We start from the raw sequence: 15,778 nt of genomic DNA on the forward strand, positions 1-15,778 counted from the left end.
AAGGCGTTTCGATGAATCGCAGTTCTTTCGAAGGCGAAGCTGTCCCGGCAACTGGCCTCCGATCCATTCCTGTCCTGAATACCGCGAAAAGCTCATCCCGAAAGCTTCGCGCCAGCGAGGAGATCTTCGGTCACGGAACTCCTGAATTTGTCGTTCGCGTCTGCCTTGTCGATGTTCATCAGCACCGCGACGGCATGGCTGCGATCCTTGCTCAGCGCCACCATGTTCGTCGCGCCGGTATCACGGCCGGAATGGCCGACGAAGGAGTGCCCGTCGATCTCCTCCGAGACCCAGCCCAGCCCTTGATAGGGTGTGATCTTCGGATCGACCTGGCGGCGCAACATGGCTGAGACGGCACGCGGGGATAAGATCAGGTGCCCATCGGTTTTTCCACCGAGCATGGCATGCAGGATGGTGGCAAGATCAGCCACCGAACAGCGCAGCATGCCGGCGGGGACGTCTGGATAGCCTTCCTGCGGCAGTTCGACGAAGGCATTGTTCTCGAACTTGTAAGGCTTGGCCAGCATGTCCGGCTTGAATTCCTTCAGATACCAATGAGCGTTGCGAATGCCGAGTGGTTCGAAGATGTTGGCCTCGGTATAAGAAAAAAAGCTCCGCTTGCTGACATGCTCGACGACATAGCCGGCCAAGGCGATGGCGATGTTGGAATAGTCCCATTTCCTGCCAGGCTTGGCTTTGAGGAACGACTTGTCCGGCGAATAAGCCCGCCCGCCCTCCACAAGATAATCCTTGAGGAAGCTCGACAGGCTTTGCGTCGGATCTCCCTCGCTGGAGAAATCCTCATAGCCCTCATCCGAGATGCTGGATGTGTGGGTGAGAAGTTGGCGCGGTGTGATCGGCAAATTGGGATGATTAGGGTTCCTCACCGGGAAATCGATGAACTTGTTGACATCATGGTCCAGATTGTAGCCGCGGCGCTCGAACAGCTGGACCAGGGCCGAGGCGGTGACCAGTTTGCTGACCGAGGCGAGATGGAGGGGCGTGTCGACGGTAAGCTTGCGGTCCTGCTTCAGATCAGCAAAGCCGAAGGCTGCCTTATAGCGTGTCGAATGACCCCTGGCGGTTATCGCCACGGCCACTCCCGAAACATTGGCGGCCTTCATGCGTGCGGGAATGCTTGCTTCGAAATCGAAGCGCCAGGCATCGAATGACTTGTTCGGCTTGTCATCGGCCAGGGCAAGATATCCCTGGGGGATGAGAAGCCCGGCCAATCCCATCTTGAGCAATGAACGTCGCGTCGAGATCATGGTCGATACTCCTGTCTGGCGGCTTTGCCGCTGATTAGGTCTGGGTGCTGGAACTTGAGGAAGTGATTCAGGCTTCAAGGCTCGCGGGATGACGGCTGCGTCGGCGGCGCCGTAGCCGCGGGCCATGGCTGTTTCCGGTCAGAAGAAGCGGGAGATGCGCATGCCGGCAAGCCAGCTGTCGAGGCTGCGGCCGGCCCGGTTATCCGCGAGGGAGGCCGGAATTGTCTCCCGGCTCCAGGCAAATTCGCCGCTGAACCGCACATCTTTGGACAGCGAATATTTGAGATTGGTGCCGAGCCAGCCGGCCCGGTATTCGCCAAAGCCGGTGGTGTCGATAGCGGTCCGGCCGACATTGAGATAGCTGCCGAACACGGCGCCTGTCAGCTTGGGCGTCAGATTCATGCCGATCTCGCCGCTGACCGCCCAGGATGCCACATTCGTCAGGCGCCCGTCATCATCGACATAGGCGTCGGGCGCGGCGCCGATGGAGTCGCGCAGCATGCCGATGCCGCCCGTGGTGTAGCGCGAGGCGCCCTTGGCATAGGTCACCTCCGTGACGACATAACCGCCGGCCGTGGCCGGAACGTTGAGGCTGAGCGAAGCACCGAGGGCATAGCCCAGGGTCGATTTCGTCCTCTGGCGGCTGGCATGGTTTTCATGCAGGGCGGCCGAGAGCATGGCTGCTCCCCAATCCTTGTCGAGGCGCAGATTGGCGACGAGATCGGGCAGGCGTTGATGCCCAATGCCCTCGGCCTTATCGGTCTCCTCGAAGCGCAGAATGGCTTCCTGCCGGTTCTCGCCGTGTTCGAGCGCGATCGTGCCCGTCACCCCGTCACCGAATGTCGCCTTGTAGGCCAGGAGATTGACGACGTCCTGTTCGCCGAAATAGTCGGCGAACATCGTGCTGGAATAGAAGTCATCATACATGCCGAACACCGAGTGGGCGTAGCCCGCGGTCAGGCCGGCGAATTGAATGAATGCGGTGTCGAGAACGGTGCTTCTGCCGTCCTTGGCATGTTGGGCGCCGCCATAGCCGTAGATGGTGATGAAGGAGCGCAGCGTGCCCCATTCGGTCTTCGTCCTGGCGTCGAAATCGAGGGCCGCCCGGCTCCTGAACTCGGTTCTGTCGGTGTCCCTGGCAAAGGCGGTGCCACCACGCAAGAGATAGTCGGCCCGCACCTCGCCTGCGATCTGCAGACAGGTATCGGTGCCGGGAAGCAGGAAGAAGCCCTCGCCATAGTCGCGGCATGCCGAGAGGCTTTCGGCGTACGCATCTGACCCTTGCAAAAAGACGGCACTCAACGTCCCCAGAACCAAGCCTGGTCTAAGCATGTTCCCACCCATGTCTTTATTGGCGTTGTTTTAGTCTGCGAAAGTCTTGTTCAGTCAGAATCGGATTGTCGGCGCACGAAGCCCTCGCTGGCGCGTAGAAGGTTGGCGGTGTATTGCTGGCTGACGCGACCGGCGACGAGATCCCCAGCGGCGAGTTCTTCCACGCTCTCGCCGTTTTGCATCACCATCAGGCGTTCGCACATGTGGTGGATCACGCCGAGATCGTGACTCACCATCAGGAAGGTGAGCTTGCGCCAGCGCCGCACATTCTCCAGGAGGTTCAGCACTTCCGCCTGGACGGAGGCATCGAGCGCGGAAGTGGGCTCGTCGAGCAGCAGGATCGACGGTTCGAGGATGAGGGCGCGTGCGATCGCGACGCGCTGGCGCTGGCCGCCGGAGAGCTGGTGCGGATAGCGGAAGCGAAAGCCGTTGCCGAGCCCGACCTCGTCCAGCGCACGCTGGATGCGCCTTTCGCCCTCGCCGATGCCGTGGATGGCGAGCGGCTCCTGCAGCAGACGGTCGACGGTCTGGCGCGGGTTGAGCGAGCCATAGGGGTCCTGGAACACCATCTGCACCTGGCGGTAGAACGCCTTGTTGCGGCGATGGTCGAGCAGCCTGCCGCCAACCGTTATGGTACCGGCGGCGACGGGCGCGAGCCCGGCAATGGCGCGCAGCAGGGTCGATTTGCCCGAGCCGGATTCGCCGACCAGGCCGAAGGATTGACCGGGCTGTACGTCCACACTCACGCCCTTGAGGGCGCGGAAACGGTCGAAGACGACTTCCAATCCCGCGACGCAAAGCGCTGTCGTCATAGGGCCCACTCCGGCATGCGATCCAATACAGGCAGGGGGTGGCGGTCAGCGCCGATCCTGGGCATGCAGTCGATGAGGCCGCGCGTATAGGGATGCTGGGCGCGGGTGAGGTCGGAGGTCGCCAGTTGTTCCACGACCTTGCCGGCATACATGACAACGACACGGTCGCAGAAGGACGAGACCAGACGCAGATCGTGCGAGATGAAGATCAGGCCCATGCCGCGCTCGGCGACCAGACGGTCGAGGATGGCGAGCACGTCGAGCTGCACGGTGACGTCGAGCGCCGAGGTCGGCTCATCGGCGATCATCAGTTCGGGGCTGGCGATCAGCATCATGGCGATCATGGCGCGCTGGCCCATGCCGCCCGACACTTCATGCGGATACAGGTCGAAGACACGTCCGGGGTCGCGGATCTGCACGGCGGCCAGCATGTCGAGCGCCCGCTCGCGGGCCTCAGCCCTGGAGACCGCCTCATGCGTCCGCAGTGTCTCGACGATCTGCCGGCCGATGCTCATGACGGGATCGAGCGAGTATTTGGGATCCTGCAGGATCATGGCGATGCGCTTGCCGCGCAGGACCCGTCGCTCGGCAGGCGATGCGGCGAGAAGGTCGATGCCGTCGAAGGTGAGCTTTGCCGCACGGATGCAGGCCTGCGGCGTCAGCCCCATGATGGCTCGGCCGGTCTGCGACTTGCCGGAGCCGGACTCGCCGACAATGCCAAGCCGCTCACGTCTGAGTGAGAAGGAAGTGCCGCGCACCACCTCGGCCGTGCCCGAGCGGGTGGGGTAGGTGATGCGAAGATCCTCAACCTCGAGCAGAGGGCGGCCCGCCGCGGCCATTGCGGTCATCGTCGTATTCGTCATGTTGTTGGCATCCGTGTTCATTGGTCGGCACTGCGCGGATCGAGCGCATCGCGCAACCCGTCTCCGAGCAGGTTGAAGCCGAGGCTGACGGCGAGGATGGCAAGGCCCGGTGCCGCGGCCACCCACCACTGGTCCAGGATGAAGCGACGGCCGGAGGCGATCATCGCGCCCCATTCCGGCAGGGGCGGCTGCGCACCCAACCCGACGAAACCGAGGCCGGCGGCGACGAGGATGATGCCGGCCATGTCCAGCGTCACGCGGATGATGAGCGAGGACGTGCACAGCGGCATGATATGACGCAGTACGATGCGAAGGGGAGAGGCACCCATCAGCTGCACCGCCTTGATGTAGTCGGAATTGCGCACCGTCAGCGTCTCGGCCCTGGCGATGCGGGCATAGGGGGGCCAGGAGGTGATGGCGATGGCCAGCACCGCATTTTCGATGCCGGGGCCGAGGGCGGCGACGAAAGCTAGCGCCAGGATGAGGTGGGGGAAGGCGAGGAAGATGTCGGTGATGCGCATCAGCACCGCATCGGTCCAGCCGCCGGCATAGCCGGCCACCGTACCGATCAGGAGCCCGATCGGTGCAGCGATGATGGCCACCAGCACCACCACGAACAGCGTCAGGCGCGAGCCGCAGACGAGGCGCGAATAGATGTCGCGGCCAAGATCGTCGGTGCCGAACCAATGCTGGAGGGAGGGGGGCTGGAGGCGCGCATGCTTCAAGTCGCCGATCACCGGCGAATAGGGCGCGAGTTGGTCGGCGAAGATGGCCACGAACAGCAGGGCCAGGATGATGACAAGCCCGGCCACCGCCAGCCGGTTGGCGCGGAAGCGCTGCCACGTCACATAGGCACGGCCAAGCCTGGCTTGCCAGCGTGAACTCGGCCGCTCCGTAAGCAGCCATTCGCGACGGGATATCGTCAATCGTTCTGCCGCGCTCATGGCGTCTTCGTCCTCGGATCGAGCAGTCGGTAGAGCAGGTCCGCGAACAGGTTGATGGCGATGAACACCGAGCCGATCACCACGGTACCGCCCAGCACCGCATTCATGTCCACGTTCTGCAGCGAGTTGGTGATGTAGAAGCCGATGCCCGGCCAGGAGAACACGGTCTCCGTCAGCACCGAGCCTTCAAGCAACCCGGCATAGGAGAGCGCGATCACCGTCACCAGCGGCACCGCCGCATTGCGTAGCGCATGCCCCCAGATGATGCGTGGTTCCGAAAGGCCTTTGGCGCGCGCGGCCACGACATATTCCTGGGAAAGCTCGTTTAGCATGAAGGAGCGCGTCATGCGGCTGATATAGGCGAGCGACAAATAGCCCAGCAGCGAAGCCGGCAGCACGATGTGCCGCAGGACATCATGGACGACGTCCCATTGACCCTGCATGAGCGCATCCAGCAGGAAGAAGCCGGTGACGGGCGTGAACGAATATTCAAAGGTGATGTCAATGCGGCCGGGAAAGGCGACCCAATGCAGCTTGGCGTAGAACAGCACCAGCGCCAGCAGGCCCAGCCAGAAGATCGGCACCGAATAGCCGACCAGGCCGACGACGCGCACGATCTGGTCGGTCAGGCTGCCTCGCCTGACCGCCGCCAGCACGCCGAGTGGAATGCCGACGACCGAGCCGATCAGCGTGCCGAGGGTCGCGAGCTCGATGGTCGCTGGGAAGACGCGGCGGATATCGGCCATGACAGGATTGGAGGTCAGCACCGAGCGGCCGAAATCGCCGGAAAGCACGCCCTTGAGATAAATGTAGAACTGCTCGATCAGCGGCAGGTCCAGGCCCATTTCGCGCCGCGTGCGCTCTATTACGCTGGCCGGCGCGCGGTCGCCTAGCACCGCCAGCACGGGGTCGACGGGGACTACTCGGCCGATGAAGAAGGTCACCGCCAGCAGGCCGAGATAGGTGGTAAGGGCGATGACGAGGAAGCGTGCGACGGATTTGGCGAGCGCGAGAGCGCGGCCACCCCCGCTGGCCGGCAGCGCCTGTGTTTGCGTGATACCCAGAAGAGGCGATGCCACCTTCTATTCCTTTGTGATGTCGGCGACGAAATTGGTGTCGAAGCTCGGCCCGAGCTTGAGGCCCCTGACGTTGGTGCGCACGCCGGCAACCTCGGTCTGCTGGAAGATGAGGGCGAAGGGACCGGTTTCGAGCACCTGCTTTTGAAGGCGCTGGTATATTTCGACCCGTTTGGCGGTGTCTTTCTCCAGGAGAGCGGCCTCAGCTTCCTTGGCTAGTTCCGGCACGGCCCAGCCATTGCGCCAGGCCAGGGTCTTGTCCTTGCTGTCGTCCGAATTGTCGATGTTGGTGGCGAAATTCTGGGCGTTGGAATTCGGGTCGAAATAATCCTGGCCCCATTGGCCGATATAGATGTCGTGGTTGCGGGCACGGTATTTTGTGAGCGTCTGCTTGTCGTCGCCGGGGATGATCTCGATCTTGATGCCCGCTTCGCCGGCCGTCTGCTGGATGGATTCGGCGATCCCCGTCACCGGCTGGATACTGGTTACGTCCATGGTCACCGAGAAGCCGTCCTTCAGGCCGGCCTTCTCCAAGAGCGCCTTTGCCTTGGCAACGTCGAGCCTGAAGGGGTTGTCGTCGAGCTCGCCCAGCACACCCTTTGGCAGGAAGGTCTGGTGGGTTCCGCCGATACCCTTGATCAGGGTCAAGCCGATCGCGTCGTAGTCGATCAGATATTTGAAGGCCTGGCGTATTTCCGGCTTGGCCAGCTTCTCGTTTTTCTGATTGAGGCCGATGTAATAGAGCGTCGCCTTCGGTGCGCTGGTGAGAGCAATCTTGTCGTTCCTGGCCACGGCATCGAGATCATTGGGCGCAAGATTGCGGGCGACGTCGATATCGCCGGCCTCCAGCGCCAGCCGTTGGGCTGAGCTCTCCTTCATATGGCGATAGATGACGCGGGCGAGCTTGGCCTTGTCGCCCCAATACTTGTCGTTGCGATCCATGACGACGGCTTCGTTGGCGCGCCATTCACGCAACGTGAACGGTCCGGAGCCGGCCGTATGCGCCTTCAGCCAGTCATTGCCGAAGTCATTGTCATATTTGTAGTCCGCGCTGGGCGTTACCGGGACGACATGCTCAAGCACCAGTTTCTTGTCCACGACGGCCGCCACGGTTGAGGCCAGGCAGTTCAGCACGAAGCTCGGCGCATAGGGCTTGTCGATCGTCAGCACGAAGATGTCGGGCGCCGCGGCCTTCGCCTTCTCGACAACATTCTGGCTGGAGAGGCCGAGCTGGCCGAGAATGAAGCCCGGGCTCTTGTCCAGCTTGATGATGCGCTCGAACGACCAGGCCACGTCCTCGGCTGTCAGCGGATTGCCGGAGGCGAAATTCAAATTGGGTTTGAGCTTGAACGTATAGGTCAATCCGTCGTCGGAGACGGTCCAGTTCTGCGCAAGGTCGCCCTTGACCTTGGACGGATCGGCCACGTCGAAACGCACCAGGAGATCGTAGATATTGGCGCTGATCTCGGCGGTGGAGAGCTCATACGCCTCGCCGGGATCCATGGTGATCATCTCGTCAATGGCGAAACCCTCGACCAGCGTGTTGGCAGGCGTCGCCGCCAGGGCGGGCGCCATGGTCATGAGCAGCGCTGAAACGGCCGCATTTACGAGCCAGCGGCGTGGGCGAAAGACGGTCTTTTCCACAAACATGTGAACTCCTCCCCTGGTTGCCGGAGTCCCGCATGCCGGCCCGGTTTGGCCGTTCATCCGCGCTGAGGCTCTGGCATTTGCGTGCGGCGTTGCAGACGCAGCAACGGCGATCCATCTGTCCCGGGCTCGAAGCCGTTTTTGTTCAGTGGACAATAAAATATATGTATAGACTTTTTGCGATGTCAATGATGTTTTTTGTGCGCTGATCAAAAGCTGGTCGAGGCAGGGGGCGGAGCCCGCGGATCCACCAGCTGCGTCCGGCGGGTGCACAAGGCATCGCAAAAGCGCCATCAAAAGGCGCCTCACCAGGAGGTTGGAACATGCACTCGGTTCAGAAGAAGGCACTCAGGCCGCGCCAGGAGGTCGCAACGCTTCCCCTCTATAATGCGGGCATCTCGATCGCGGCTGCGCGACTGGCCAGCGGGCGGCAGGACATTGCGGCCTTGGCGAGCAACGAAAATCCCCATGGCACTTCGCCGGCGGTGCCGACGGCACTGGGCTCCCTGGTGCCGTCGCGCTACAGCGATTCGGCATGCACCGCCTTGCGGCGGGCGCTTTCGGCGAAACTCGGCGCTGACTCCGACCGGATCGTCTGCGGAAACGGGTCGGAAGAGTTGATCGCTGCCCTCTGCCGCGCTTATCTCGGCAAGGGCGATGCCGTGCTCACTATCGCCCCCTGTTTCGGTCTGCACGAAATCGAGGCGATGGCAGCGGGAGCGCAGGTGACCAAGGTGCCGATGACGGCAGCCTTCGACTATGACGTCGATGCGCTCGTGCGCGAACTGGCGCGCGGGCCAAAGATCGTCTTCATCTCCTCACCTTCCAATCCGGTCGGCAAGGCCCTGTCGCGGCCCCAACTCGACCGCCTGCTGGACGCGGTGCAGCCTGAAACCCTGTTCGTGCTGGATGAGGCCTATTTCGAGCTGATCGACCCCGATTATCCCGATGGGCTCGGCGTGCTGGCCGATCGGGCAGGCCTGTCCTGGGTCGTATTGCGTACCTTTTCCAAGGCTTATGGCCTGGCCGGCCTGCGCGTCGGTTACGGTATCACCTCGGATGACGGCATCGCCCGTAGCATGCGCACAACCCTAACACCCTTCAACGTCAACGCGGCCGCCCAAGTGGCTGCCATCGCCGCCCTCGGTGATGAGGGTTGGATGCGTGGGGCCGTCGCGCAGATCCGCCGTGATCGCACCCTCCTGGCCGATCGCCTGCGCGTCATGGGTGTGGGCGTCATCCCGTCGCAGACGAACTTCCTGTTCCTTGATCTCGCAACGGAGGCCGCATCTGTGGCTAACGCCTTGCTTCGGAAGGGCATAATCGTCAAACCATGGCGGGAGGCCGGCTATACCAACTTCCTCAGAGTGAGTATCGGAACGGCAGGGGACAATGAACGATTTGCACGCGAACTCGGGCACGCCCTCGGCCTTGCCTGACAGCAAGAGGCGGTGGCGGTGAGCGAACATCCTCCGGCAAAGAAACGGCATGTGGGCCGGGCTGCCGCCATCGGCCTGACCCGGGAGCGCATTGTCGAGGCCGCCATCGCGTTGATCGACGAGGACGGGCTGGGGGGATTTTCCGTCCGCGCCCTCGCCCGCCGCCTCAATGTCTATCCAGCCGCGCTCTATTGGCATGTCGGCGGCGACAAGACCGACCTGCTCGCCGAAATCTCCGGCTCGCTGATCGCCAGCCTGATGTCGCCGGCAGATCTTCCCGACGACTGGCGCGAGACGATCCGGCTGCTATTCCGGCGTTTTCGCGCGCGCGTCCACCAGCATCCGCATGCCGCGCCTCTGCTCGGCCCGCATATCCGCTCGAACGGTGCCCCGAACGCGCCCTGGGTCGAGATCATCCTGAAAGCCTTGACCCAGGCCGGATTTGAAGGCCAGCGCCTGATCGACGCCTTCAACGCCGTTGTGGGGGCATTGGAAGGCTATATCACCATGGAACTCGCTGCCGATGGCGCGAGCGAGGGCTCGCAATGGGTCCAGGCCTTCGACGCGGGCCTGGGTGAGCTCGACGCGACGCGCTTTCCGCTGATCACAAGGCATTTGCCGCAAATGTACAATCGAGCTTTCGTGATGCGCTGGAAGAGCGGCGATGCCGCTCCGCTCCAAGAGGGCTACGACTTCCTGATCGAAACCCTTATTCTCGGTCTGGAGGCACAGGCGAGGCTTGGACGGGATCTTTGAGAGCAGCCTATTCGACGATTGCGATCTTCGAGCCATGAGGGACTGCAAGAAGCACGGATCGCCGCCGAGGTTCTGGATCGGTCGTTAGAACGATCGGAGAACGGCCGGCTCGCGCAGGGAGGGTCAATGATGACGCCTTACTGCATTCAACTGTTATCCAAAACGTGAGCTATAGGGACGGAAGGACCCGCCGGATGTGATCAGCAAAAGCCTCGATCGCGGGCGACCGTTCTTCTTCGGCAAACGCAATCAAGATGCCTAGCTGGGGCAGGGACGGAAGAGGTGCCTTGAGAATGAACAGGTCTGCAGGCACGGCTTCTTGAGTCATGACACTTATTGCGAGCCCCGATCGTGCAACGCCTATCAGGCCTGCAATACTGTTGCTCGCGTATGATATTTTAAAGCGTAGTCCGGTGCGGGCCATGGCATCGCATGCGGCCCTATGATCCATGGCGTTCGAAGCCGGTAAGGCCATCGGCACCGTATCGCCAAAATCATGCAGCTCCAGCGTCGGCTTGCTGCCTACCCACACAAGCGGTTCCGCACGCACCACGTCCTTCGATGCATTCGCATCCGGAATCGACACAAGCGCGAGGTCGATCTGGCGCGCGCGTAAAAGCGGATGCAGCTCGACCGTCGGCGCTGAAACGACCTTGATCTCCACATCGGGATAAATCGCTCCGAAACTTTTCAGCAGCGTCGGAAAGAAGGCGATCAGATAATCTTCCGGGCTGCCGAAGATGATCGAGCCATGCAGGCCCTTACCCGAGAACACCGAGACGGCTTCGTCATGAAGTTTGAGAATGCGCTCGGCATAGCCCAGGAAGCGCTCTCCGCTTCCCGTGAGACGAACGCCGCTGCCGCTCCGGTGAAACAGGCTTTGGCCGCCCAAGGCTTCCTCGAGCCGCTGAATCTGCATCGTAACAGCCGATTGGGTGCGACCAACCTGGATGGCCGTCGCGCTGAGCGTTCCCGAATGAGCTGCGCGAATGAAGGTCGCCAGCAACCTAAGGTCAAGAGAGGGTTGCATATCAATTCCATTGATATCGGAATCCAACAACTATCAAATTTACTGCAATCCCGCCAGCCGGTAATCATGGCTCCAGCGCTTTGATGAGGCTGCAAGATGTCAAAAAACTTGGATAAGACGTTCTGGGCGTCGGCAGGAAAGCACCTGATACGATATGGCGGCACATTCGAGCCCGCGATCATCGAGCGTGCCGAAGGCTCCTTTGTCTACGACGCCGATGCCAGGCCGATCCTTGATTTCACGTCCGGGCAGATGAGCGCGTTGCTCGGCCACGCGCATCCCCGGATCGTCCAGACGGTTAGCCGACAGGTTGAGACGGTCGCGCACCTCTTCAGCGGCATGCTGTCTCGTCCAGTGGTCGAATTGGCCGAACGCCTCGCCGTCCTGGCGCCCGGCCTTGACAGGGTGTTGTTGCTGTCGACCGGGGCAGAGTCGAACGAGGCCGCCATCCGTATGGCCAAGCTGGTGACGGGCAGGCACGAAATCGTCGCCTTCTCGAAGAGCTGGCATGGCATGACCGGCGTCGCCGCCTCGGCGACCTACAGTGCCGGGCGTAGAGGCTATGGACCTGCGGCGGTTGGATCCCTCGCAATACCCGCGCCCAACAGCTTCCGCCCACGCTTCAAGCACGCCGATGGCTCACTGGACTGGCACACCGAGCTCGACGATGCCTTCAATCTGGTGGACAGCCAGTCGACCGGCAGCCTGGCGGCCTTTATCGCCGAACCGATCCTGTCCAGCGGCGGCATGCTGGAGCTGCCGCAGGGCTATCTCAGCGCCCTGAAGCAGAAATGCCGCGAACGCGGAATGTTGCTCATCCTTGACGAGGCACAGACCGGTATCGGTCGCACCGGCGACATGTTCGCCTTCCAAAGGGACGGCGTTACGCCTGACATCCTCACCCTATCGAAGACCATCGGAGCAGGCCTCCCTCTGTCGGCCGTCATGACGACGACGGAGATCGAAGAGGCAGCACATGAAAGGGGCTTCCTTTTCTACACCACCCATGTGTCCGATCCGCTGCCGGCAGCTATCGGTCTCGCGGTGCTCGACGTGGTTGAAGAGGAGAACCTTGTCGAACGGGCCCGATATCTGGGTGCGAGGCTGTTCGACGGCCTGACGAAACTCAAGCTGCGCTATGACTGTATCGGAGACGTGCGCGGCCGTGGCCTCATGCTGGGGGTCGAGATCGTGAAGCCCGGTCAGAACAAGGATCCCGACCATGAGCTTGGCGCGCGGATCGCTGCCGAAGCATTCCGGCGCGGCCTCAGCATGAACATCGTCAAGCTTCCGGGCATGGGCGGCGTGTTCCGCATCGCGCCACCTCTGACGATTTCGGAAGAAGAACTCGACCTTGGACTGGGCATCATTGCAGACGCCATCGAAGCCGTGTTCGCCACGACCTCGGATCGCCCCGGCATTGCTGCAGAGTAAAGGAAACGCAGCCATGACCGAGGCAATCCCAACGGACCAGGGTCCGAACACCGATAGCGGTAGCGTGGCGCGCCCTTCGGACACTATCCGGGTGCTTGTCGCCAAAATCGGGCTGGACGGGCATGACCGGGGCGCCAAGATCGTCGCCCGCATCCTGCGGGATGCCGGCATGGAGGTCGTCTATACCGGCCTCTACAAATCGCCGGGCGAAGTGGTCGGCGCCGCGATACAGGAAGACGTCGATGTCATCGGTGTCAGCCTCCTGTCGGGTTCCCATGTTCCGTTGTTCCGGGAACTGGGTCGCTGCCTTCGCGAGCAGAAGGCCGAGCACATCATGGTCGTCGCCGGCGGGGTGATCCCCGAGCAGGACTATGCCAGCCTATGGGACAGCGGTGTCGACGCGATCGTGCCACAGGAGGCGCGGGCCGATCTGATTGTGACGACGATCCGCAACCTGGTTGCCGCTCGTGGCCGCCTATGACCATTTCAACCCCTCCGAGACCAGCAAAGCGTGCGGCCTATACCGCCTCGAGCGAACTCGTGCCCTGCGTCCTCGCCGGCGACGTTCCCGCCATAGCGCGCATGATCTCGCGGGCGGAGGGCGGCTATCCGGAGGCATCGAACGCCCTGGCCGAAATATACAGGCACACGGGCAGGGCGCATATCGTCGGCATTACCGGCGTGCCGGGCGCCGGCAAATCCACCCTGGTCTCTTCCCTTATCCGGGCCTTCGCTTTGGCCGGACACAAGGTCGGGGTGATTGCGGTCGATCCGAGCAGCCCCTTTTCGGGCGGCGCCATTCTCGGCGATCGCGTGCGGATGAGCGATGCGGCCTGCGCCTTCCAATGTTTCGTGCGCAGCATGGCAACACGCGGCCATCTGGGCGGCCTGGCGCGTTCGACCCTGCAGGCCGTCGATATTCTCGATGCCGCCGGCTATTCGCCCATCATCGTGGAGACCGTGGGCGTGGGGCAGGACGAGGTGGAGGTGGTGACGGCCGCCCATACCATCGTGGTACTGTCGGCGCCCGGGCTTGGAGACGACATTCAGGCGATCAAGGCCGGCATCCTGGAGATCGCCGATATCCATGCGGTGAGCAAGTCCGACAAGCCTGAAGCGGCAGCTATGGTGTCGGCGCTCAAGGGCATGATGGCCTTGGGGCCGACGGGAACGAGCGCGCACTGGCCTCCTCCGGTGCTCGCGGTCTCCTCGCTTTCGGGTGAGCGCGTCCAGGATCTGAAGGATGTGATCGACCGGCATTGGCGGCATCTCAGGGACAGCGGCGAGTTGGCCGGGCGTCAGCGCGTCATGTCGAGAGCGCGGATACTGGCCACCGCCAGGCATCTTTTCCAAAGCAAATTCAACCAGGGAGCCGAAGAGCTCGAAAAGCATGTGCGGGCCGTGGTGGACAGGGACACCGACCCCTCAGTGGCCGCCTATCGGCTCCTGGGCTGGGACAACGAGGTAGGGGCGATATGAAACTATTCTCGGAACAGGCGATCGGTGCCATTCGGGAAAAGCAAGCCGAATGGGAGGAAAACCAGCTCGCGGCAGCCTTGACGATGAGGCCCGAGGAAAAACCGGCCTATGAAACCGAATGCGGTATTGCGCTGAAGCGTGTCTATACAGCCGCCGACGTCGCGGACATTCCCGCGAGCGAGCTGGGGTTCCCGGGAGCCTATCCGTTCACGCGGGGCGTCTATGCCACCATGTATCGCGGGCGGCCATGGACTATCCGGCAGGTCGCGGGCTTCGGCAACCCGGAGGCCACCAACCAGCGCTACAAATACATGATTCAAACAGGCCAGACAGGCCTGTCGACCGATTTCGACCTGCCGACCCTGCTTGGCATGGATTCCGACGACCCGATGGCGTTCGGCGAAGTCGGGCGGGTAGGCGTCGCCATCGATACGCTCGATGATGTCGATCGCCTCTTCGACGGGATCGACCTCGAAAAGATCTCGGTTTCACTGACCATCAACCCGTCGGCCTGGGTGATCTATGCGATGTTCGTTGCCGTTGCCGAACAGCGCGGCTGCGATCTCGGCAAACTGACAGGCACGCTGCAGGCCGATCCCTTGAAGGAATATGTCGCCCAGAAGGAATGGATCTATCCGGTGCGCCCCGCCGTTCGCCTGTTGCGTGATCTGATCATGCATAGCACCAGGACGACGCCCAAACTCAACCCGATCAGCCTCAGCGGTTACCATCTGTCCGATGTCGGCGGAAATGCGATCCAGGAGATCGCGTTCATCATGGCCTTTACCATCGCCTATTGCGAGGAGGTTACCGGCGCAGGCATGGATATCGACGATTTCGCGCCCAGGCTGTCCTTCTTCTTCATCAGCCACCAGGACTTCTTCGAGCAGATCTGCAAGTTCCGGGCGGCGCGGCGGGTTTACGCAAAGATCATGTCGGAGCGATTCAAGGCCAGGAAGCCCGAATCCATGCGGCTTCGCGTGCATGTCCAGACCGCGGCGATGAGCCTTACCAAGGTCGAGCATCACAATAATCTGATGCGGACGGCCATCCAGGCACTCGGTGCCGTGCTGGGCGGTTGCCAGAGCATGCATACCAACGGCCTCGACGAGGCCTTTGCCATCCCGACCGAAGAGGCGATGAAGCTCGCCATCCGCACCCAGCAGATCATCCGCGACGAGATCAACGTGACATCGGTGATCGATCCTCTCGGAGGCTCCTACTTCGTCGAGCGTCTGACGCGGGACATGGAAAACGAGATCTGGAAGATGCTGGGCGAAGTGGACGAGCGCGGCGGCGCCATCAAGCTGGTCGAAGAGGGGTGGTTCCAGCAAAAGCTGGCCGACTCGGCCTATGCCACCTTCAAGAAGATCGACAGAGGCGAGAAGATTTCGGTCGGCGTCAACCGCCATGTCGACGAGGCAAGCCGCTCGGCCGAGGTCGATATCCACCCCTATGACGAGCACTGCACCCAGCTCCAGATCGACCGCCTGAACGCCGTGCGGAAAAACCGTGACAACAGCCGCGTCCAGAATCTGCTGCGGGAACTCGCCGAGCAGGCAACGTCCGACGACATCAATCTTCTGCCCAAGACCATCGAGTTGGTGAAGGCGAGAGCGACGCTCGGCGAGATCTGCGGCGCCTTGCGGGGCGTCTGGGGCTCCTACGCCGAACCGATGATCGTATGAGGAGCACGTC

At 62.2% G+C, this 15,778-nt stretch carries 14 protein-coding genes; 6 read left to right on the forward strand and 8 right to left on the reverse strand.

Going from position 1 to position 15,778, the window contains the following annotated elements; all coding sequences use genetic code 11:
* Nucleotides 1-92: 92 nt before the first annotated feature.
* From ACZYTC_RS31125 to ACZYTC_RS31155, 7 genes are all read right to left on the reverse strand, one after another.
* Nucleotides 93-1,268 (reverse strand): serine hydrolase domain-containing protein, encoded by a 1,176-nt coding sequence (locus ACZYTC_RS31125; RefSeq protein WP_441773545.1) that lies wholly within the window; start codon nt 1,266-1,268, stop codon nt 93-95.
* Between the two features lie 138 nt (nt 1,269-1,406).
* Nucleotides 1,407-2,600, reverse strand: a complete 1,194-nt coding sequence (locus ACZYTC_RS31130) for a porin (RefSeq protein WP_488991379.1) — start codon at nt 2,598-2,600, stop codon at nt 1,407-1,409.
* Between the two features lie 50 nt (nt 2,601-2,650).
* Nucleotides 2,651-3,412, reverse strand: coding sequence for an ABC transporter ATP-binding protein (locus ACZYTC_RS31135; RefSeq protein ID WP_441773547.1), 762 nt, complete (start codon nt 3,410-3,412; stop codon nt 2,651-2,653).
* On the reverse strand, nt 3,409-4,275 hold the full coding sequence (locus tag ACZYTC_RS31140; RefSeq protein ID WP_434960367.1) for an ABC transporter ATP-binding protein: 867 nt from the start codon (nt 4,273-4,275) through the stop codon (nt 3,409-3,411). The genes ACZYTC_RS31135 and ACZYTC_RS31140 overlap by 4 nt, the downstream gene beginning before the upstream one ends.
* Nucleotides 4,276-4,292: 17 nt before the next feature.
* On the reverse strand, nt 4,293-5,219 hold the full coding sequence (gene nikC, locus ACZYTC_RS31145; RefSeq protein WP_441773548.1) for a nickel transporter permease: 927 nt from the start codon (nt 5,217-5,219) through the stop codon (nt 4,293-4,295).
* Nucleotides 5,216-6,298: an ABC transporter permease gene (locus ACZYTC_RS31150; RefSeq protein WP_434960369.1), complete on the reverse strand. Its 1,083-nt coding sequence runs from the start codon at nt 6,296-6,298 to the stop codon at nt 5,216-5,218. Before ACZYTC_RS31150 ends, nikC begins: the two co-directional genes overlap by 4 nt.
* A gap of 3 nt (nt 6,299-6,301) precedes the next feature.
* Nucleotides 6,302-7,945 carry an ABC transporter substrate-binding protein gene (locus ACZYTC_RS31155; protein ID WP_488991380.1) on the reverse strand — a complete coding sequence of 548 codons (1,644 nt, stop codon included), beginning with the start codon at nt 7,943-7,945 and terminating at the stop codon, nt 6,302-6,304.
* Between the two features lie 320 nt (nt 7,946-8,265).
* Between ACZYTC_RS31155 and hisC the strand changes: the two genes are divergently transcribed.
* Nucleotides 8,266-9,381, forward strand: coding sequence for a histidinol-phosphate transaminase (gene hisC / locus ACZYTC_RS31160; RefSeq protein ID WP_441773550.1), 1,116 nt, complete (start codon nt 8,266-8,268; stop codon nt 9,379-9,381).
* Between the two features lie 18 nt (nt 9,382-9,399).
* A complete protein-coding gene (locus ACZYTC_RS31165) occupies nt 9,400-10,137 on the forward strand; it encodes a TetR/AcrR family transcriptional regulator (protein ID WP_441773551.1) in 738 nt (245 codons plus the stop codon).
* A 169-nt stretch (nt 10,138-10,306) separates the two neighbouring features.
* Here ACZYTC_RS31165 and ACZYTC_RS31170 read toward each other — a convergent pair whose 3' ends face one another.
* The gene (locus ACZYTC_RS31170) at nt 10,307-11,167 is read right to left on the reverse strand and encodes a LysR family transcriptional regulator (protein WP_441773614.1); all 861 of its coding nucleotides are present in this window, start codon (nt 11,165-11,167) and stop codon (nt 10,307-10,309) included.
* Between the two features lie 96 nt (nt 11,168-11,263).
* Here ACZYTC_RS31170 and ACZYTC_RS31175 point away from each other — a divergent pair, with 96 nt between their 5' ends.
* From ACZYTC_RS31175 to ACZYTC_RS31190, 4 genes are read left to right on the forward strand one after another with little or no spacing between them, the layout of a single operon-like run.
* Nucleotides 11,264-12,601 carry an aspartate aminotransferase family protein gene (locus tag ACZYTC_RS31175; RefSeq protein WP_441773552.1) on the forward strand — a complete coding sequence of 446 codons (1,338 nt, stop codon included), beginning with the start codon at nt 11,264-11,266 and terminating at the stop codon, nt 12,599-12,601.
* A 13-nt stretch (nt 12,602-12,614) separates the two neighbouring features.
* Entirely contained in the window at nt 12,615-13,082 is a 468-nt protein-coding gene (locus ACZYTC_RS31180; RefSeq protein WP_441773553.1) for a cobalamin B12-binding domain-containing protein, read from the forward strand.
* Nucleotides 13,079-14,080 carry a methylmalonyl Co-A mutase-associated GTPase MeaB gene (gene meaB, locus ACZYTC_RS31185; protein ID WP_441773554.1) on the forward strand — a complete coding sequence of 334 codons (1,002 nt, stop codon included), beginning with the start codon at nt 13,079-13,081 and terminating at the stop codon, nt 14,078-14,080. The genes ACZYTC_RS31180 and meaB overlap by 4 nt, the downstream gene beginning before the upstream one ends.
* A complete protein-coding gene (locus ACZYTC_RS31190; RefSeq protein ID WP_488991381.1) occupies nt 14,077-15,768 on the forward strand; it encodes a methylmalonyl-CoA mutase family protein in 1,692 nt (563 codons plus the stop codon). The genes meaB and ACZYTC_RS31190 overlap by 4 nt, the downstream gene beginning before the upstream one ends.
* The last annotated feature ends 10 nt before the right edge of the window (nt 15,769-15,778 follow it).

This window comes from Labrys sp. F242 (assembly GCF_057813875.1).